The sequence below is a fragment of the Candidatus Poribacteria bacterium genome, from assembly GCA_026702755.1.
In the GTDB taxonomy this organism is placed as follows: domain Bacteria; phylum Poribacteria; class WGA-4E; order WGA-4E; family WGA-3G; genus WGA-3G.
Genome location: JAPPBX010000079.1, coordinates 20,977 through 40,082 on the forward strand (window position 1 = coordinate 20,977; position 19,106 = coordinate 40,082).

Annotated in this window: 19 protein-coding genes; 6 read left to right on the forward strand and 13 right to left on the reverse strand. The window is 46.0% G+C overall.

Annotated features, from left to right (window positions below; all coding sequences use genetic code 11):
- Positions 1-9: 9 nt before the first annotated feature.
- Entirely contained in the window at positions 10-1,068 is a 1,059-nt protein-coding gene (locus tag OXH39_14085; protein MCY3551587.1) for a TAXI family TRAP transporter solute-binding subunit, read from the reverse strand.
- A 296-nt stretch (positions 1,069-1,364) separates the two neighbouring features.
- Here OXH39_14085 and OXH39_14090 point away from each other — a divergent pair, with 296 nt between their 5' ends.
- The 5 genes from OXH39_14090 (at position 1,365) to OXH39_14110 (ending at position 6,790) form a co-directional block, all read left to right on the forward strand.
- A complete protein-coding gene (locus tag OXH39_14090) occupies positions 1,365-2,639 on the forward strand; it encodes a hypothetical protein (GenBank protein ID MCY3551588.1) in 1,275 nt (424 codons plus the stop codon).
- 116 nt (positions 2,640-2,755) lie between these two features.
- Entirely contained in the window at positions 2,756-3,757 is a 1,002-nt protein-coding gene (gene xylF, locus OXH39_14095; protein MCY3551589.1) for a D-xylose ABC transporter substrate-binding protein, read from the forward strand.
- A 147-nt stretch (positions 3,758-3,904) separates the two neighbouring features.
- Positions 3,905-5,080, forward strand: coding sequence for an ABC transporter permease (locus OXH39_14100; GenBank protein MCY3551590.1), 1,176 nt, complete (start codon positions 3,905-3,907; stop codon positions 5,078-5,080).
- Between the two features lie 240 nt (positions 5,081-5,320).
- Positions 5,321-6,178, forward strand: a complete 858-nt coding sequence (locus tag OXH39_14105) for a LamG domain-containing protein (protein MCY3551591.1) — start codon at positions 5,321-5,323, stop codon at positions 6,176-6,178.
- Positions 6,179-6,217: 39 nt separating this feature from the next.
- Complete coding sequence (locus OXH39_14110) at positions 6,218-6,790, forward strand: hypothetical protein (GenBank protein ID MCY3551592.1); 573 nt, start codon at positions 6,218-6,220, stop codon at positions 6,788-6,790.
- 88 nt (positions 6,791-6,878) lie between these two features.
- Here the strand turns inward: OXH39_14110 and OXH39_14115 are convergent, their stop codons facing one another.
- The 11 genes from OXH39_14115 to OXH39_14165 form a co-directional block, all read right to left on the reverse strand.
- Positions 6,879-7,340: a ferritin-like domain-containing protein gene (locus OXH39_14115; GenBank protein MCY3551593.1), complete on the reverse strand. Its 462-nt coding sequence runs from the start codon at positions 7,338-7,340 to the stop codon at positions 6,879-6,881.
- 76 nt (positions 7,341-7,416) lie between these two features.
- Complete coding sequence (locus OXH39_14120; protein MCY3551594.1) at positions 7,417-8,817, reverse strand: c-type cytochrome; 1,401 nt, start codon at positions 8,815-8,817, stop codon at positions 7,417-7,419.
- A gap of 144 nt (positions 8,818-8,961) precedes the next feature.
- Positions 8,962-10,086, reverse strand: coding sequence for a hypothetical protein (locus OXH39_14125; GenBank protein ID MCY3551595.1), 1,125 nt, complete (start codon positions 10,084-10,086; stop codon positions 8,962-8,964).
- A gap of 145 nt (positions 10,087-10,231) precedes the next feature.
- Positions 10,232-11,443, reverse strand: a complete 1,212-nt coding sequence (locus OXH39_14130; protein ID MCY3551596.1) for an autotransporter outer membrane beta-barrel domain-containing protein — start codon at positions 11,441-11,443, stop codon at positions 10,232-10,234.
- Positions 11,444-11,969: 526 nt separating this feature from the next.
- Positions 11,970-12,263: an NUDIX domain-containing protein gene (locus OXH39_14135; GenBank protein ID MCY3551597.1), complete on the reverse strand. Its 294-nt coding sequence runs from the start codon at positions 12,261-12,263 to the stop codon at positions 11,970-11,972.
- A gap of 2 nt (positions 12,264-12,265) precedes the next feature.
- Complete coding sequence (locus OXH39_14140) at positions 12,266-12,778, reverse strand: hypothetical protein (protein ID MCY3551598.1); 513 nt, start codon at positions 12,776-12,778, stop codon at positions 12,266-12,268.
- 80 nt (positions 12,779-12,858) lie between these two features.
- Positions 12,859-13,590 carry a hypothetical protein gene (locus OXH39_14145; GenBank protein MCY3551599.1) on the reverse strand — a complete coding sequence of 244 codons (732 nt, stop codon included), beginning with the start codon at positions 13,588-13,590 and terminating at the stop codon, positions 12,859-12,861.
- 32 nt (positions 13,591-13,622) lie between these two features.
- Positions 13,623-13,988 (reverse strand): VOC family protein, encoded by a 366-nt coding sequence (locus OXH39_14150; protein MCY3551600.1) that lies wholly within the window; start codon positions 13,986-13,988, stop codon positions 13,623-13,625.
- 36 nt (positions 13,989-14,024) lie between these two features.
- Positions 14,025-15,029, reverse strand: coding sequence for a hypothetical protein (locus tag OXH39_14155; protein MCY3551601.1), 1,005 nt, complete (start codon positions 15,027-15,029; stop codon positions 14,025-14,027).
- Positions 15,030-15,211: 182 nt separating this feature from the next.
- Positions 15,212-15,631, reverse strand: a complete 420-nt coding sequence (locus OXH39_14160; GenBank protein ID MCY3551602.1) for a hypothetical protein — start codon at positions 15,629-15,631, stop codon at positions 15,212-15,214.
- 90 nt (positions 15,632-15,721) lie between these two features.
- Entirely contained in the window at positions 15,722-16,819 is a 1,098-nt protein-coding gene (locus OXH39_14165; GenBank protein MCY3551603.1) for a phosphotransferase, read from the reverse strand.
- 255 nt (positions 16,820-17,074) lie between these two features.
- On the opposite strand from OXH39_14165, the gene OXH39_14170 reads away from it, so the two are divergent.
- The gene (locus tag OXH39_14170) at positions 17,075-18,271 is read left to right on the forward strand and encodes a hypothetical protein (protein MCY3551604.1); all 1,197 of its coding nucleotides are present in this window, start codon (positions 17,075-17,077) and stop codon (positions 18,269-18,271) included.
- 107 nt (positions 18,272-18,378) lie between these two features.
- Here the strand turns inward: OXH39_14170 and OXH39_14175 are convergent, their stop codons facing one another.
- Positions 18,379-19,020, reverse strand: coding sequence for an HAD hydrolase-like protein (locus OXH39_14175; GenBank protein MCY3551605.1), 642 nt, complete (start codon positions 19,018-19,020; stop codon positions 18,379-18,381).
- Positions 19,021-19,106 lie beyond the last annotated feature (86 nt).

The window sequence follows — 19,106 nt, forward strand, 5'->3', positions numbered from 1 at the left end:
GTTTTCGATTTAATCCACCGGCATGGCGTGTGCTGGGATTTCCACACCCTGTTCGCTCCAAAATTTGTATGCACCACGGTGTAGTGGAATAACAAACGCCTTTGGTCCGTTCTCTATCGTCATATCTGCCGCGGCTTGATTTGTCTGAAGCATCATCTGATGTCCTTCTGGTGCGTAAACATGCTTTAGAAGTTTATAGATGGTTTCCTCGCTCACCGCCTTGTTCGCGATAAGTACCGTCGGCATCAGGAGAGTTCTCACCGGTTCAACTTTGCCTTCATAAGCACCTTCTGGCAAAGACCCGGAGAGATAAAACGGGTACTTTTCATAGAAGCCGTACTTCTTCGCAACTACGTCGAGATCGATCATCCGAATGGATTTGATTGCTGTGAGTTGAATAACAGCGCTGTTTGGCACACTGACAAGCCATTGGAATGCAGCGACCTGTCCGTCTTGGAGTGCTTCGGCAGCGGCACTACCACCTTTGTAGATCGGCGTAAACTTGCCCCAGATGCCAGCGAGTCTTGATAAACGCTCTAACGTTTGAGCGGTGCCTGACCCACTTGCCCCAGAAGCGATTTTTTTACCGACAATATCCTCAAACTGATGAACATCGCTGTGTGCCAGCGTTGAGAACTGGTCATAAGCAATGAAAAGTAATGTCACCATACGAATATTGGTTTTCGCACCCTCTTCTGCGAAAATTTCTTTGCCGTGGTAGCCGAGATAGCTCTCAGAGGCAAAAACGACACCGAGTGCTTCCGTATCGTCATTTACACGCCGCGTGTTTTCGACTGAACCGGCGGAAGCACCGACAGATATTTTGAGATGCGGTTCCTGTTGGGTCAAGATACGACTAACACCCCCGGCAAATTGTGAAAAACTACCACCAATCACACCGCCTAAAATTGAAAGCCACTCCTTTTCCTGACGCGAGGCATCGGTTGTTTTCGCTTTTTCACTTGACTGCTTATCGCTACATCCGTAAAGGACAACCAGTACAGTTAGTATGAAAGCTGTGAATATAAATAATAAATTATGATGTACGCCTCTGTTCTTTGTAAACATAAGGTTTCCTTTTTCGTTTGTATATTGAATAGTTATTGCTCTTCGGTTATCGGTTGTCAGTTAACTTCTGTGGATGTTGCAATCTTCCTAATGATCACAAGCTGCTCTTTATTTAACCGATAGCTGATAACTGATGACTATAAGAATACCAAATATTTTCTTGTATTTCAAGGGTTTTCTGGCTTGGGTAGAAGCCCAATTTCTCAGAACCCTAAATTTTCTTGATAAATCTTCCGAAGGCTGCTAAATTATAGGTGTAAGAGGTAACCAAAGGAAGAAAAGGAGGCGAAAAAACAGTGAAACGCATCTTTTCATATCTGTTAGTGATGGGATTCAGTTTGTGCTTCGTTATCGGCACGGTTGTTGTTGGTGAGGCTGCTCCAAAGAAACGGATTGCTGTCCTCTATTTTGAGGACCACAGTCGCTTTGATTCTCCTACCGGATGTGGTTGTATACCCAGTTTCATCGGGAATCTGTTTAGCACAAAAAAGCGTTGGGATTTGGAGGCGGGATTTGCCAAAATGCTCAATCGGAAGCTCGTCGAAACGAATATGTATGAACCCATCAGCAAAGATGAACTCCTTGATGCTATGGCACTTATGACGCTCTCACGGCACGGCTTAAAGAAACTAAATCAGGAACAACGCGCAACGCTTGCGAAGCATCTCAATGCAGACGTAATTGTGGTGGGCGATATCCAAAAATTTAATCAGGAACGTTTCAGAACCAATGCTTCACGAACACTGCGAGAAGGTGGCCGCGAAGCACAGCGGGGACCTGTCGGCGCAAGTTATGTTGCCCCTGTTATTTTGCGGGGCTCTATACACCGTGCCACCATTAAACTGAACATGAAATTCTACAATGTGTCCGGTAACGCTGTAGCAGAACCCCGAATCTCCGCCAGTCGGGACCACAATTATCTCGGCACAAAAGTTGCTTCTCTTGAAGCGAGCAGGACAGAGGAGGGAACGAACCTCACCTTTGGGCAAACGACGGAAAGTCAACGAAAAAATCCACGCCCGATTGTCAAACCGGTTGAGCTGAATGAAATCCAGTTTGCGAGTGCTGAATACGACAGAACGCTTTTCGGCATCGTAACCAATGAGGCATTAATTAAAGTCGTTTTGGCACTCCGGGATAGTGTCGGACCCAATTTCATCACACCTTGGGAGCCGAAAACTGCAACCGCCAAAGAAGGACAGGGAAAACCCGCAGCGGCACCTGGTGAGCCTATCAAAGGCAAGATCCAATATGTGGATAGTGAACATCCTGATAAAATCTATGTCAATATTGGTTCCAACTGGGATATAGCCATCAACCAGGAGTTTGACGTTTATACGAAAGGTAAGCCGGTGCGTGATTTGGACACGGGTGAAATCCTAACCTACGTGCCAAAACAGATCGGACGCGTGGCGGTTTCCGAAATCCTGACTGATAAGGTCTCTATTTTTCGCGTTGTTGAAACCACGGAACCTCTCAAAGAAGGCGATATTGTGCGCGAGATCTCACCCGATTCTAATGGGTCTGATGCATCCACTTCTGAAGCGGATTCGTCTGAAAAACAACAATAAATCTCAAAAGGAGTTATGTGATGCGCCTCTCAAATCTTAACAGCAATTTTTCACTTGAAAAAAAGGTTTGTGTCAAAGTGATCCTCCACTTCTGCGTTTTAACAGCGTGTCTCGTAATGCTATTCGGATGTGCCGATCCAGAAAAGAAAAGCGAGGGGACGGATGCCACTGCTACTAAGAAGATTAAGATCGGTTTGTCTATGGACTCTTTACGTGTAGAACGGTGGCAGAAAGACAGGGATATTTTCACGGCTGAGGCAGAGAAACTCGGTGCTGAGGTTATCGTCCAATCTGCTGATGGCGATGAACGCCGACAAAACGAACAAGCGGAAAATATGATTACGCAAGGTGTAGATGTTCTCGTTGTTATTCCGAAGGATAGTGTCGCTGCCGCACAAATCGTGCAAGCCGCGCACGCAGAGGGCATCAAGGTGATCGCGTATGACCGATTGATTCGCGAGAGTTCACCTGATCTCTATATCTCCTTTGACAATGAGCAGGTTGGATATTTGCAAGCCGAATATATCCTCCGTCAGAAGCCAAAAGGGGCTTACTTCTTGCTCGGCGGTGCACCAACCGACAATAACGCGCAACTCCTTCGGCAGGGACAGCTCCGTGCCTTGCAACCCGCGATTGATAGTGGCGACATTCGATTGGTGGCGGGAGGCGAGCATTGGGCAGTTAATTGGGATCCACGTGACGCACTCAAGAAGGCAGAGCAGGTCTTGACGCAGACGAACAACGAAATAGATGCTGTTGTCGCCTCTAATGATGGTACTGCTGGTGGCGTTATACAGGCACTTGAAGGTCAGAATTTGGCGGGAACTGTCCTTGTTTCTGGGCAGGATGCAGAACTCGCTGCGTGCCAACGGATTGTTAAAGGCACACAAACCATGACGGTTTACAAACCGATTCATCTCATTGCAACAAAGGCGGCGCAAGCCGCTGTCGCCCTCGCAAAGGGTGAAGCAATCGCCGAAGCCACGCAGACCGTTAACAACGGCAAAATTGACGTGCCATCAATCCTGCTGACACCCATCCAAGTTGACAAGGAGAACCTGGACGAGAAGGTTATTAAAGATGGGTTTCATACACACGAAGCGGTTTATCAGGAATAGTTGGCAGTACGATTTTTCTGCGAAAAATCTTTCAGTACTCAGTTATCAGTTAAGAGACAATTTGTGGCGGGTGATTTTCTCGTAAATGCCACAAGCATAAGACTGATTACTGGAAACTGACGACTGAAAACTGAAAACTAATACAATATGCCTATTTTTCTCATTGGGACAAATGCTCCAGACATCGGAATCGGGGACCGGCTGAGTTGGGTATGGCGTTCCGATGCCTATCAAAACATTATCGTTATCGCGCTTCTTGTTGGCGCGGCATGGCTTCTCCGATATGCCTCACAGCAAGAGTATTGGCGGAACGCCGCGAGACAGATTCGTATAAATCGACTTGCCATGGTCTGTCTCTTTATCCTTTTGGGGTATCTCCTTATCGGTGTGTTGGATAGCATCGGTTGGCGTGATCCGTTGATACGGCGAACCGACCAGACACTCACCCGAAATGAGAGCGGTGCTGTTGTCTATAGACCGAAAACCTTGAGTCTTCTCGATAGGCTCTGCACACCTCTTCGAGAGCGGACCGAGAAAACCTATTCTGCCCCCTTGGCAACGCATCTGTATGCGAAAAGTACCCTCCAGACTCCCGATGGACGAACGGTTCGCGATTATCCGCCGCTTGCGTATCCGCGAAGCCATCTCTTAGGGACGGACAAGGTGGGCAGCGATGTCCTTTACCTTGCACTAAAAGGCATTCGGACTGGACTTATTATCGGTGGATTTACCACATTGATTGCCGTGCCGTTTGCCATATTTTTCGGTGTTATCGCGGGTTACTTCGGCGGTAGGATAGATGATGCCGTTCAGTATATCTACGCCACCCTTGATTCTATTCCGTCTATCTTGCTTATCGTTGCCTTCATGCTCCTCTTTGGACAGGGGTTATTCAATCTGTGTCTCATCATGGGGATCAGCAGTTGGACAGGTCTTTGCCGAGTCTTACGCGGTGAAACCTTGAAACTCCGAGAATTGGAGTACATACAAGCCGCTGAAGCATTTGGTGTGCGTCGTGGACTTATTCTTCTCAAACACCTGATTCCGAATCTGATGCATATCGTGCTAATCTCCGCTATCTTACGGTTTAGTGGATTGGTTCTGGCAGAGGCGTTGCTCAGTTATCTCCAGATCGGCGTTGATCCGACGACCGGAAGTTGGGGGAATATGATTAACACGGCGCGATTGGAACTCGCACGCGACCCGATTGTTTGGTGGAATCTCGCTGCAGCGTTTACGTTTATGTTTGGACTCGTGTTACCTGCGAATCTCTTCGGCGATGCCGTTCGCGATGCCTTGGATCCGAGGCTGAGAACGGAGTAACATCATTCCCTCCAAGGTTTCTCCTCATTCCGTAATTTCTTATAGTTGCGCTTTATACGTGCGTCCCTGTTGGCTTTGCGCTTTGTTTGTTACGGAACATAGGAGGGGAAATAACGAAGTTTTCTCTCTGAGAGGCATCTAACAATACGAACCTAAATCGTTGTTTATAGTAAGCCCGTAATTATTTATACACCCCCAGGAGAAGAGTCGGGAATCGGAGTTCCTTAAGGAATAATTAAAATGAAAAAGTTAATCTATCCTTTCATATCCTTATTAGCCGTTGCTGCGTTTTGCCACAGCGGATATACTGAGGCGGTCGTCACAGACGGACTCGTGAGTTATTGGACGTTTGATCGACAAGACATTGCCGCTAATACAGTTAAAGATGTCTGGGGCGAAAATGATGCGACAATTGTAGGAGACCCCCAAGTTGTTGCTGGACAGGTAAAGGATGCTTTGGAATTTGATGGTTCAGACGATTATGTCAACTTGACAAACCTCGGAGACTTTGGGAGCTGGATGGGTACATCTACGTTTGAAGCCTGGATCAAAACCAGTTTCAAGAAAGATTGGACAACGCTTTTCAAAGTTATTGACAGAGATTGTAGTATGGGGTGGGGACTGGATTTCAACGCCTCAAGCCACTTTGATCAAATTGTTTTCAAGAAGGATACCATTAGCCGCTATATGCGGCATAAATTAGGAAAGAATGGATGCAAGAGTACAACCTCTGAAATCCCGGTTTCGATCTTTGATGGAAAATGGCATCACATTGTTCACGTAAATGACACTTATGTAGACAAAGTCGGGCTTGAGTTGAGAGAAAAACCTCTCTATATAGACGGTGAACTGCACCCTCCGGGTCTTTCCATTGTAACAGCATTAGACACCTTTATCCCGTTTGTGGAAGCTGTCTATCTCGGTGCAGGGAACAATCGTGGCAGGGCAGAGAGGTTCTTCCACGGCATCATTGATGAAGTTCGTGTTTATAATCGACCTCTCACGCATGATGAAGTCCGCCAAAATTTTGAAATCGGGCTTAGTGTGGAACCCACGCAGAAGTTGCCAACAGTCTGGGGTGCATTGAAAACGAGATGATAGAACACCCTTCTAACCTATCCAAAGTTTGGGGGAGAGATGATCCAGAAAATTTTTCTACTATTACGACTGCTTTTTGTGCCAATTCTGGCACTGACAGTTGGTTGTGGTGGCGAAGATGAGACACAGCAGAGAGCAGAAGATTTGGTTGGTAGATGGAAATTTGTATCGTTCGGGGAGCAATCTGTTGATGAAAGGATTGATGCCTTCTTTGATGACACGGGTGTGAAGGTTCATCTCACACAAAACAGTCTTGTTTTTGATGAGGACGGTTCGTGGGCACGGGACATTGGTGGTGAATTCGTTGGAGATTTAAGCAATATAATTGAACAAGTTTCCTTGTCTAAGGCGGAAGTGGATTTTTCTGACCAAGGCACCTATTTTGTTTCAGCGTCAGTGTTGTCATTGGTTACGCAAGATATTCGTGTGAGTGTTGAACCGCAATATTTTTGGAAATTAGTTGGCACAGCAGAAGAAGATTTCGCGCAACAGTTCCGCAGCGACATCTTTGGTGAGATCTATAAATTTAGTTGGGTTGTACAGAGTGATACGCTTGTTCTCACAGATGAAGAGGATCAGGAAGAGATAACTCTCAGAAAAATACGCAATTAATCCTGACTGTGTTAGATAGATTGGATGTCTAAAAAAGAACAACGGGCAGTGATGCCCGTTGTTCTTTTTTCCGTTTGTTCTAATGAGGTTACTCTGATTCGTATTCCATGAGGAATCCTCTGAACTCTCTACGATGCTTTTCCTCATCAGCAAGGAGTTTGATACAGAGGTCTTGGGTGACGTAGTCTAACCCGTCGCACAGGCGAATAATCTTATTGTATTGTTGAATCGCGACATTTTCCGCCTCAATGACCCCGTGGATCGCTGACACAAGGTCCGTTGAATCTTCTGGTGGTTGAAGCGTGGCTTGTTCGGGTTTAAAGGCAAACGAACCGGGCACTCGTCCATCTATTTCCTTGATACGGGCGGCAAGTTCCTGGGCATGTGTAATTTCTGTTTGGATATCTGTTGCCAGAGACTTCTTGATCTCTTCAGCACGGATGCCGTCCAGATCAATAGAAATAGCGAGGTAATTAATCGTTGTTTCCAACTCCAACCAATAAGCGCGAGTAAGTTCTTTGATGATTGCGTCGTTTGTTGCTTGATTCATGATGATTTCTCCTATAATGAAGTATTAGAATTTTTTATTTTTACATTTATTAGTATACCACAGATTAGAACGGATTTCAAAGAGACTCTAAAAACGCAATGAGTGCATCACGTTCTGTTTTTGACATCTGTTCAACGGCTCGCCGAGATGCCTCGGCTTCCCCACCGTGCCAGAGGATCGCTTCCATCAAGTCCCGCGCCCTACCATCATGGAGGAAATTGGTATGACCGTTAACCCTTTTCACTAAACCGATACCCCACAAGGGTGGTGTCCGCCATTCGCGACCGTTGGCGTGAAAATCAGGACGATTGTCTGCTAATTCCGGTCCCATGTCGTGTAGCAACATATCCGTGTAAGGATGAATTGTCTGGTTGCTAACTGACGGAACACCAGCTAAAACGCCCGTTCTTAACGTGGGGATGTGACAACTCGCACACTGTGCTTCGGCAAAGAGTTGCTCGCCTTGTTTGACCTGTGGATCGTCCACGTTGCGTCGCGCTGGGACTGCGAGAGTTTGAACGTAAAATGTGACGACTTCTAAAATCTCGTCGCTAACCTCCGGTGTCGCGCTGTGTTCAGTAAGTTGCGACTGCCCCGCCGAGTTTTCAACCCTAAACAGTGAGGTTGTTATGCCCATATCGTCGTTATATGCAGCTGCAACCTGTTGGAGCAATGTCGGTTGGTTGGCTTTCCATCCGAAACGACCAAGGGTGTAACGCTGTTGGACAACATCCCACACATAGTTGGGCTTTCCAGATATACCGTCTCCATCAGCATCGGCTTCATCTGCGTAGGCAAGAATGGCATCTTCAGGAATCGCTTCCAGCAAACCGAGTCCGAAGACGGCTGGTGCAACGCGTGGCGATACTTCGACATCTTCTGGCAACGGCTGATAGGTTTCCGTAACAGTGTAGTTCGGGTAACGCAGATGCACACGTGTTCCATCTGCTGTCGTCAACGTCTGCTCAGTATAGTCAATCTTAACTTTGCCTTCTGGATCTGCGTCCACAATGGCACGATTATTAAGTTGTGTCCCAAAGCCAGGCACCGGAATCGGTGGCTTTCCATCTATTGAATCCTCTGCCTTCGGGAGACTGAGTCTGAAAAGCAGGGACACGAGCCCTTCGTCAATCTTCGGTGGTCGTCCTCGACCATCACGAGAATGGCAGTTGATGCACGAGACGTTGTTATAGATGGGACCCAATCCGGGATTTACTACTGCAGGAGCTGTTACAAAAACGGCTTCAAATTCAACATCACCTTCCAGATGCTTCTCAAGTGCTGCTGCCGAAAGATTAGGCGCAGGGATTGAGAATGCGTGGCTTGATGCATCGAAAACAGTCGTCTCACCGCCGGAGAATTCGCTTGTGGAAAATACCGGTGTTGATTCTATTGCCACAGGCGATTCGGAATCACACGCGCTCAGTAGAATTGACATCAAAACGGTTAAGGACAATAAACTGTAAAAATGTTTCATCTCTTTCGCTATTCACATTACAATAAGGCTATGAATGTGTCATGAGGGAACAGCACAAATGGCTGTTCCCTATGAAAACCAAATAGCCTTTTCATGTTTACATGAATTAAGAGTTTACGGCACGACGGAGCGTGCCTACTACTACTAATTAAACTCGCTTGACGTAACAAGTGTGAGTATATCTGCTTCGAGCGTCTGTTGCACCTTGCTAACGGCATTGATCGCAGCTTGGACAGCCCCACGGTTCGCTGTAATCGAATCGCGGAATGGGTCTGGAATTGCGCCGATAGCGTCAATCGCTGCCTGCACCTCTTGCTGGAAACGAGCATCTAAATCAGGGTCGTGACTGTTCACGAAGTCGTTGAGACCTTGCCCGTCCGTCATAAATTTTCCCATATAGACGTTCTGGATTCCACGGATATTGTCTTGGAAATCTGAGATGGAGTTGAAGCTGAACTGAGATTCAACAAGGGTTGTATCGGATTCGTTGTAAGGATCAGAGATTTTACCATTCGCGACTTCATCAGCGATGGTGATCATGCCGTTGACCATCTCTTGCACGGCGGAACTCTGTGAAGGATAGATGGCACTTCCCGCGCCAGCTTGTGCGACGGCATTGCTGAAGTTTTCACCTTCTGGTGCCCACGCCAACCGCAGTTGAGAGGTACTCGCCTTGAGATTCTCTGTTGTTGAAACGAGGTACTCCAGTTCACGAGCGGTTATATCCGAGGCTTTACGTTGGTTGCCATCACGGAACAGCAGGAATTCAATTGTGTGAAATCCTTTCTGTGTATCTTCTAATCCACTGACAAAATCTACTGTCAATGCGTCATCACTATCCAAAACGGATTGTAGGTTAACGTGATCAACGGGCCAGCTGTCTAGTGCTGGATCAAGACCTTGTGTGTCTACTGGACCGAACAGGAACGCTTCGCTCTGTTCCCACGGCTTCCGCGTTGCTATCCACGCTTGTTGCGCTTTTTCAAGATTTGCTTGCGAGGTATCAGCTTTCAGGACTTTGATGGCTGCTAACAACTCACCTGCTTTTTTATCCAAATCGATGTATGTGGCTAATACAACCGTATTGGCAAAATCGTTGAGCATCGCGCCAGCATCAAAAGTTTCAGCCTGTAGGTTGTTTTGTTCCTCGTCTTCATCACTTCCGCATCCCACAACAAAAGTGGATGCGAGGAGCAAACAACACAGTCCTATAACGAGTTTTGACTTGCAAGCTGCGTCAAAAAGTGTCCAAATCTTATAGAGTTTCATGAACATCTCCATGGAATGGTTATCAGTTATCGGTTATCAGTTTTCAGTTAATCTCCTGTGGTAGTAAAAGTATCTATTACTGCTCCAAGAGGACTCTTAACTCTCACTGCGGGGCAAACTGAAAACTGACAACTGAAAACTCTTATCAATATTGAAAACCGAAACCGAGCGCGAAGGTATTTTCCTTATTTTTATCCTTCGTTGCTAACCGTCGGAGAGAATAGTGGCTCTTGAAAACCATCTTTGGATGGATGTGGTAGTTAATACCGAAAGTCCATGTGCGCCTTTCCCACCGCGGATTGTCGAAGATAATTCCTTCAACGCTCGCCATCGTATCGTAATAATCGTAACGCGCGAAGACATCTAAAGCCTTATCTGGAGGGGTGTCCTTCAGATTGGGATGTTCCGCACTGTTGTTTGGTTGCCTGAAAAATGATAGAATATCGTAGCCTGCCTCGACGTACCAACCCAAGGCTGAGCTTCCTATCGGTGTTCGCTTCACATTGAGGTTATTGGAGAGTGTGCGGTTAACTTTAGACAGTCGATCCGCATTTTCAAGCGTTCCCCAGAGGAGCAACCCGCGCACTTTCACCGCATTCACCTCATAAAATCCGTGAAAACTGACAATCCCGACGTGTGCATCGAAATCCACGTCAGGTTTCGGTCGGTTCGCTGCAGTGTCGCCGTAGTAGCCGGAAATACCGACGGTCGCGTTTCCGTTAAACGTGTAATCGAGTCGTCCAACGAACGCAGGTGCTTCAGCATTCACAGTTTCAAATCGCAGTTGGTGTCCACGAACTATCCAGTGCCGGGAACTAAAGCCGGTTGAATCCAATCCGTTGATAATCTGTGCTTGATAGTTCAGTGAACCGAGTGAACCGAAGATTTCAACACCGGTTTCGTGCCAAATCGTCGGGATGAGGTGTGTCTCCGCTTCCGGACGCGTTGTTGTAAAGTAGTGTTGTGGTCGGTGCCGTTTCGCGACGAGTCCCACTGGAACGATGATGTGTCCAACGCGGAGGTTGAAGGATGGCTGGAAGGAGAAAACAGCGGCGAGTTTTTCGACGATCACTTCGCCGCCTTTTTCAATCTCTGTCTCAAATTCCCCGAACTCTTCAAATTTGTCGAATTCCATTGTACTGCCGGTGCCACCGTGCTCGAACTCAAGTTCCGATTCGAGTCGGATAGTATCGTTGATACTATATTTTGGCGCAATGACGAAACGTTCCACGTCAATAGCAGCGCGCCTATCTGGGTCGAGTTCCCAATCGAAGTGGGAGTAGTTAATCACGCCATATCCAGAAACCGAGAATGGATTTGATTCAGCAGTAGCACTGACACTTAATAAAATAGACATTCCCCAAATCACGAGGAAAAGTAGTTGTTTCTTCATTAATATATATGTTGTTTTTCTAATATGATATTGAGACTCATTATCATATTTAGTGGCGTTCAGTTTACTTTTTTGATTTTATGTTAGAGATCGCGTTTCTAAAAATTGATAACGAATCTCATTATCTTTTAATTATACCCGCCATTCTCGCGAATGTCAAAAAAATCACGATAAATTTGCGGATAATCGCACGAATTGTTTTAATTTTACTCACAATTTCGGTGAATGTCAAAAAAATCTGCAAAAAACATCAAAATTTTTTAGTAAAATCTAAAATAAGAAGGTATTGGAAGTTCAATTACCACTTCTTTTAACGGTCTGCCTCAGATAGTTTACGCATTGCCGCTTGATATAATGCTCTGCTTTGGTTTCCAAACGGTCCTGGATTGGATAGGTTGTCTGGGAATTCCGAGAACAATTTCGCTTCACTGACTTCATTAAGATCCGTTGGACTACCCAATTCTTTAATCTCCCCTAAGTAAGCCATCCCTCAATATTCGAGGTTGTACATGAAGCAGTGTATGTAGCACAGAACTTCGATATTTTCCAGCGTCGCGCCTGTCTCTTCCAAAAGTTCACGGTGGGCTGTTTCTTCTGCCGTTTCTCCTGGGTCAACGCGTCCTCCGGGTATTACCCAGAAGTTATTGTCGCGCCATTTACAGAAGAGTATCCGGTTTTGTTGATGCGCGACGCAGTTGACAAATTCAATTTTTCCTACATCCTTTGGCGGATCACCAAAGTGGAGAAACATGTGTCCGTCCTGTTCTTCAATCCTTTGAACCATTTTTATTGTTTCTCCCAGATTTGTACGTTATGTCCCGGCAAATCGAAAGGATATTCGCCATATTCAAGCGTAGGCAGTCCGTTATCATCGACTGTGACAACAACATAGAGTCGATGTGGTGAAGTCCTTGTGTCCACGCGTTCAACGAACTGCCACTGGTCACCACTGGAGGTCGTTACCCGTATCTTTGTCCAGAGGATGCCTTCCCCATCTGTGTATGTTCCATCCGATATTTGGATGCTATGCGGATCATCTGGCGGTAAGGTGAAACTTTCGCCGATTGTAGAGGTTGAGTTTAAGTGCGTGTGCGATACAAGCACCCATGTCCCCGGTACAGGCACCTCAACACCGTTCTGATCGACGACCCAAACATGGTCGCGTACGGGAACATCTGTTTCAGAAATCTCGGGTTCTATTATTTGGTGAACACGCTCGCAAGCGGAAAGTCCAATAACAAATGCCGTAATCGTCAATATGAATGTGAGTTTTGTGATGTGTCTGTTTTTGATGTTCATGATAAATTCCTTGAAAAAATAAAACATTGGATTAGGAAATCGAACGCTTGTATAGACCGCGGAAAATCGCTGTTTAAAGCTCACAAGTTATAGAAATCGTAGAATGTCTCAATAGAACATTCAGGTCTCAGCACTTGGTACGGAAAGCATTGGAGGCAGCCTTCAACAGTTTTCTGCGCTTTGAGACACGCCAAAAATTGTGCAGCGGCGGGTTGGCGAACGGATCCGTGGCGGGCAACAAATTGTCCCCACAACGCCCAGAATGTGGTTTCATAACTGACCGGTTTCGCTGTTTTGACATAGTCTGGCGGGAAGAGTCTCAGGTAGGCTGGAATGTTATAGAGCCACGAACCACCGCGCACTGTTTCTACATCGGGATGATTTGCTTGGATATAGCGAAACATCGCTGATAACTCCGACTTTCGGAGTGGCATTCTTTCCTTACTCAATGTCCCGTGGTCAGAGGTCTCACGATTTTCAAAGTGAAGCCGAAGTTTTTTCGTGCCGCGCCATGGATAGACGTATGAGAAACACCCAAAAAATCGCCTCTCATCAGAAGCATCTGGGTCCGCAGCCATGTGTTGGAGATAGAAGTTATATGTCCAATCTTCGGGATTATCGGATGTGCAAAAACCGTCGATAAATTCATCCCAGAGCGGATTCGGAATATCATGAGAGACTCGCAAGTTGAACAAAGTTCGCAATATTGTATAGTCGATGAGTGCGTCTGCCAGTGCTTGATTGGAGACTTCGGTGATTTTCTGAGCGAATCTAACTTGCAGTGTCAGAAATTCCTTTGCGTATTGTATCAACGGATTCTCCTATATTGTCCCTGACCGACATCTCAACCGACTGTTCCATCCTTTCGTTGATGGAGGATGACACGATTGCCATCAGGGTCTTCAATAATCGCCCAAAAACATACAGCGGATTCACCCAAAGGTGAATGGGCGTGAATTCCTGCTTGTTCTAATTCTTCTAAGGCAGCCTTAACGTCTTCAACAGCAAGCGCGACCGTCCCTCCACCGGGGTGTGTGAAATCGTAACCCTGTCCTAATACCAGTGTGCCGGGATTTATCTCAAATTCTGCCCATGTGCCTTCATGCACTAAACATGCCAGTGGCATCCCAAGCAGGTCACGATAAAAGGTGAGCGATTTCTGCATATCGCTCACCGCAAAGAAAGTAAAGTCGATACCTAATACATTCATAGTTTCTATCTCCTCAACACCAACCCAAATGTTGTGCTAAGCAGCAAGGATTTGGATCGGATACTCAAGGAGATGAGACAGAGAGTACTCGTCGGACGGTGGCTGGTACTCACCATCGTATTCGGGGGCTGTCCAGAAAGTACGCCAATCCGTGGCTTGATCCCGCCCGATGTAAAGCGTCTTTCCAATCACCGCCCATGCTGTTCCATCGGATGTGAAAGCAATACAGCCTGTGCTAATCCGATCGGTGGATTCTGTGAGGTGATTGTTGAGTTCAGTCCACGTTGAGCCGCCGTTCTCCGAACGACAGAGCCAAGCACCACCGCCTCTCGGTCCGTTTTGGACTGTGGCGATCAGTAGGTCTGGGTCTGCTGGATGTACAGCGATAGCGGTGCCGTAGCGACGCGGTAAACCTTCGATCCGATTTGCCCACGAGTTCCCTCGGTCTCTACTGACATAAACACCGTTTTGCGTGTTCGCATAAACTCGATTATCGTCTGCAGGACACGTAGCGACCTGATGGACATCTTTATGAAGTTCCGGCGTGACGGGTTCCCAAGAAGTCCCTTCATCGTTGGAACGCATGATGCTTCCCACATGGATGTCAGCGTAACAAAAACCGTCTTGGGTTTTGGCAAGCGTCCGTACGGCTGGGGGACCGCCCCACGGCGTGTACCAATCTTTCCGACATTCTAATTCGTCAAACGCGACGACCCGTTCAGCGGGTCCTCCTTCTCCAACGAGGCGATAGACATAAGCACCCTCATCTGTTCCAATGAGCAGTGTCAACGGATCCTCACGAACAATGAGCAACGAAGCGATTGGATCCTCTATACCTGTTGGAATTCGTTTCTCACTATCTTCCGATAAAACCAGTAGCGTTCCATCCGACAAGGCAGACACCACGGCTTGACCGTCTGACAGTGAAACCATTGCGCCATGGGGAGCCATTTGATGGTCTGTGCCGTTATAGACTACGGTAGGTTCACTATTTCCATCATCTCCAACGGCATAGATAGCATTGTAAGTGGCAATAAACATGATGTTTCCTCCTTTTAATGGTTCTCCTATATTAACCCAAGTTGCTACGGACAAGATTTAGGCAATGAGGCTGATTATCCGTGGCATTTCACAGCGTAAATTGTTAGTTTGCCGATGCAAAAGCACAGACTAACAGTCTATGCTACAAAGATGGCAGCTTGCGTTATATTATAACTGGTGTGTCAATCGAATTTATCGACAAGGCGATAGTAGTTCAACAGGTCGGCGGATTTATAGGTTTCCACCTTGTCTGGTATTATCTCATCCTCGGTTATGGCAACTTGCAGTGGATCAATGTAGATTTTTTTGTCGTCTGAAATTTTTGTGAGGTCCACAAAATAAATATAAATTGTCTCATCCGGTTCAAACTGGTCGGGGTTGTCAAAGGAAACGAGTCGTTCCGTCACACCTATCTTATCGGTTCCCGCCATCCCCATTCTATTGGTTCCTGGTGGACCTGCCGCGCAAAATAGTGCGAAAAGAAAGTCCGGCGTGAGATAGATTGCTTCCAACGCTTCTTCGGGAGGTCTTTCCGGTGGCGCGTGTGCCTTATGTTTTTTTAACTTCGAGAATGACTGTTTGCTTCCGTGGTATAAATACATTTTTCCTTTCATAAATCCGCGAGATATCTTGAAAATCAATTATATCATATTTTGTTTGGTTTACGATGCAAATTGTCCAAATACCCTTTTTTATTCCTCGGTTAAGTGCAAATCAGTAATCGCCGCAATAAATCGCTCGGCTACTCCTTGTGCGAGTTTATTTTCCCTGTCATTTTCTGAATTTAGCGAAGCTACCATAAGTACCGCTTGGACGAAGTAACGTGACATAGCGAGGCGATAGTCTTCCCAACATGCCTCGAAGGTATATCCATTAACGCCATTTGCCTTTAGTGTTTCGTGATAGATTTTTAGGAGCTGCTGTTCCTCCACCTGCCGGTTTGATGTAACTTGTAAGCACCCGCCGATAAACCATGCAACGTCCCAAACTCCCTCTCCGCGTGATATATCCTGCCAGTCAATCACAGCAAAGCTTTGCTTTCCAAGAGAAGCACCAAAAAATACATTCTCCAAGCGAAAATCACCGTGGACCAAGGTTCTCGGTGGTTTCCTGAATTGGGATTTGTCCGCTAATTTCTCAGGTAATTGTTCTCCGAAAGCCTTAGCTGCATCCGTCAACAGAGTTCCTGCTTTGCTAACAAAAATGGGAAATGCGTTTTGGTATTGATTGAGAACCCAACGGGCAATGGAATCGGAATCCGTTGGTGAACCAACTAACCAATCAAATCCTTCAAGCTTCTCACTTTGCCACCAGTGGGCGTGAAAACCGGCAATTGCGCGAAGAGCAAGAGCTGTTTCTTCCGCTGTACTTCCTCTGATTTGATCTCCGACTTTTGCGGGTGTAAGGTCTTCAAGAATCCTAACATACTTCCCATCGGTGACGTTCATAGCACTGTAATAGCAATAGGGCGTGCGAAGGTGTATCTCATCGGCAAGGTGCTGATAAAACAGAATTTCACACTTATCTGGCGTAAATGGGCGTGTTTTCGCTCGCAGCGGTTCGTCTGGCGCATGTAATTTGACAACCAATGTGCTTGGTAGTGTCAATTGAGATTGACTAAAACTAAGATGCAAACGTGCTAACTGTCCAGCACAAGTGAATTCCGCAATTGGTTCAATACAAAGTGATGTTATAACGACATTCGGGAGCGTTCCTGTTGAGCATAGTGCTTCAGTGAGCCATTGCGGTGTAATATCGTCAGGCGTGTTAGGGATACTTAATAGTGCCACCCAAGTTCTACCCTATAATCTTTCTTAGATTCTATTACTCGGTCGGATATTATTATACTTTAACCGTATCACTTTGTCCACCTTTTCTGTAGAGACTTTCCATTAAAAGATTGTCACAGCGTATATAAGTTGCTATAATAATCATGTCTGGAGGAGGTGCTTTTTTGTGTTTTGTGTGATATAAACACTTTATCTGGAGATGCTTTGGCGATTGAGATAGAATGTCTCTTTCTTCACACGAATACGTGAGAAAAAATGAATAAAAAACAAGCCCTTTTAGGTTTTATGCTCATTGTGATGATAACACAGCGATGGGCTCTGTTTGCACAGGAGATTTCCCCGGTGTTCGAGCCAATCCACCCGTATCTGGCGACCCCTGCCCCCGGTCATATTTATGAAATTCCTGTCGTCATCATGAGGTTTTTACCGACGGCAGATGGAAAAAATTTAGATGTCTCCATGGCAGCGGATTATCGGAGCCTCGGTGAGATTTCCTTGGAGGCACTGAAGGAAAGAATTGATGTTTTTGACAAGCGCATTAAGTTTATGCTCGAAGAAGGCAGTCGATTTAGAGGCTATAAAACACCTTCGGTCGCGCCATCGATAGGTTATCGGGTGGTAGCATATATTACGGTTTATGAACAAACACCTCGTGGTTCTGTTATTGGAGAGGTAAATGGATTTCCTATCTATGCGCCTGATTTTTATCAGATATTCGAGAGATTTGATATGGCACATTATGTCAACAGCTTAGGTGTCAAAGAGATTTGGGTATGGATGGGCGGAGTTTCGCCTGATTTTCCGAGTTATGATCCAAGGCTCCATAAGCCTGAAAATTTCAGAAATTGGTGGGAATCCAACATGTCAAGTCCTCTGACTGGTGACATTTCCAACAGCAATCGGGATAACACTGATTTACCTGTGTATAATTCAACCTATACGGTTTATGGACAAAATTTCAGGCGCACCCAAGCGGAAGCCGTTCATAACCATGGACATCAATTGGAAGCGATATTGAGCCATGTCAATCATTTACAGCACGGTAATACAGACCTTTTTTGGAAAAAATTTGTCGGTCAAGACGAAAATGAAGATTTCATCACAGGACGTGTGGGCTGGACACACATGCCCCCGAATACAACCAAACACTACGATACTCAAAGCTCCGCACATGTCGAGAGTGATATTGAAGATTGGACCCCTGATAATAACGGTTCAAAGAAAGTGGTTAATGTTGATACCTGGGGAAATTTGACCTATCAGTGGCCCGACGCGAACCTTACTGAGATTCCGCAACGTGTGGAGTCACAATGGTATATCTACTGGATGCAGAATATGCCCGGGCATGGAAATCGGATTCGATACGGAGAGAAAACCATGACAAATTGGTGGGTGTTCACCGGGGATTGGGATATGGCTATTTCGTCCAAACTGGGGCTTACCTCCAAGTAATGCGTAAGCCGTGTCAACCGCTTTCATAACTGTAAGAAACGATAACTATTGGCGCGGAAGACAGCAAGCCAGAGGCGAAAAACAACACTTATCTGGTTACTACGATTTTAGACATGTAGCATTTTCATGAATGTATTGTAACTCGAAAAGTCTTCAACCCAAAATTCACATTTTCCCTTTAGGCGCGCGCCGACACCTATAAAGTGCCATCCGAGTTCTTGGGTCGCCTGCATATCCCATTCAGCATCGCCTATGTATACGACACGTTGGAAGCAATGCCCTAACTGCGATAGGCACTTGTTCATAATCGTTACGCGCTCATCACCATCATCACTGGAAGTTAGAACCGTGTTCTCCAAGTTAAATCCTACATGTTGAAGTTTCATTTGGGCAGTATGTCTCCAACCGCCTGTCGCGAATCCAACTTCGTAGTCTTCTGCAGTGGTAAGTTTATTAATCAGATGAATAGCTCCTTCTTTTGGACGACATTTTCCGCCGTTTTGAAGGTACTGCCGAATCAATTCGCCGAATTTTGTGCGAACTTCCTCAACTTGTCCTTTTTCCTGAATGTTATTCTCCTCCATGATTTGTCGCAAACTACCTGTGTCGGTGACGTTTTTGTATTTGCTCCAATCACTATAGATATAAACTTCACCCAGGACTTCTCTTATTGCGGAAATGTAACAGGCATCATCGAAACCGAAGTTTTCGACCAGGGTGCCATCAATATCAAATATTGTAGCGATCATTTATTACTTTCCCCTATTTTTTCGGTTGTTATGTTCAGGAAGGGCACCCCCTATGCGTGGGTGCAGTTCCCGTTCTATCCATGTAA

Excerpts from the sequence above, each read along its gene's own strand:
- OXH39_14120 (MCY3551594.1), bottom strand. The coding sequence starts at position 8,817 with ATGAAACATTTTTACAGTTTATTGTCCTTAACCGTTTTGATGTCAATT.
- OXH39_14125 (MCY3551595.1), bottom strand. The coding sequence starts at position 10,086 with ATGAAACTCTATAAGATTTGGACACTTTTTGACGCAGCTTGCAAGTCA.
- OXH39_14105 (MCY3551591.1), top strand. The coding sequence starts at position 5,321 with ATGAAAAAGTTAATCTATCCTTTCATATCCTTATTAGCCGTTGCTGCG.
- OXH39_14170 (MCY3551604.1), top strand. The coding sequence starts at position 17,075 with ATGAATAAAAAACAAGCCCTTTTAGGTTTTATGCTCATTGTGATGATA.
- OXH39_14110 (MCY3551592.1), top strand. The coding sequence starts at position 6,218 with ATGATCCAGAAAATTTTTCTACTATTACGACTGCTTTTTGTGCCAATT.
- OXH39_14115 (MCY3551593.1), bottom strand. The coding sequence starts at position 7,340 with ATGAATCAAGCAACAAACGACGCAATCATCAAAGAACTTACTCGCGCT.
- OXH39_14150 (MCY3551600.1), bottom strand. The coding sequence starts at position 13,988 with ATGAATGTATTAGGTATCGACTTTACTTTCTTTGCGGTGAGCGATATG.
- OXH39_14140 (MCY3551598.1), bottom strand. The coding sequence starts at position 12,778 with ATGAACATCAAAAACAGACACATCACAAAACTCACATTCATATTGACG.
- OXH39_14160 (MCY3551602.1), bottom strand. The coding sequence starts at position 15,631 with ATGTATTTATACCACGGAAGCAAACAGTCATTCTCGAAGTTAAAAAAA.
- OXH39_14135 (MCY3551597.1), bottom strand. The coding sequence starts at position 12,263 with ATGGTTCAAAGGATTGAAGAACAGGACGGACACATGTTTCTCCACTTT.
- OXH39_14130 (MCY3551596.1), bottom strand. The coding sequence starts at position 11,443 with ATGTCTATTTTATTAAGTGTCAGTGCTACTGCTGAATCAAATCCATTC.
- OXH39_14155 (MCY3551601.1), bottom strand. The coding sequence starts at position 15,029 with ATGTTTATTGCCACTTACAATGCTATCTATGCCGTTGGAGATGATGGA.
- OXH39_14085 (MCY3551587.1), bottom strand. The coding sequence starts at position 1,068 with ATGTTTACAAAGAACAGAGGCGTACATCATAATTTATTATTTATATTC.
- OXH39_14100 (MCY3551590.1), top strand. The coding sequence starts at position 3,905 with ATGCCTATTTTTCTCATTGGGACAAATGCTCCAGACATCGGAATCGGG.
- xylF (MCY3551589.1), top strand. The coding sequence starts at position 2,756 with ATGCTATTCGGATGTGCCGATCCAGAAAAGAAAAGCGAGGGGACGGAT.
- OXH39_14175 (MCY3551605.1), bottom strand. The coding sequence starts at position 19,020 with ATGATCGCTACAATATTTGATATTGATGGCACCCTGGTCGAAAACTTC.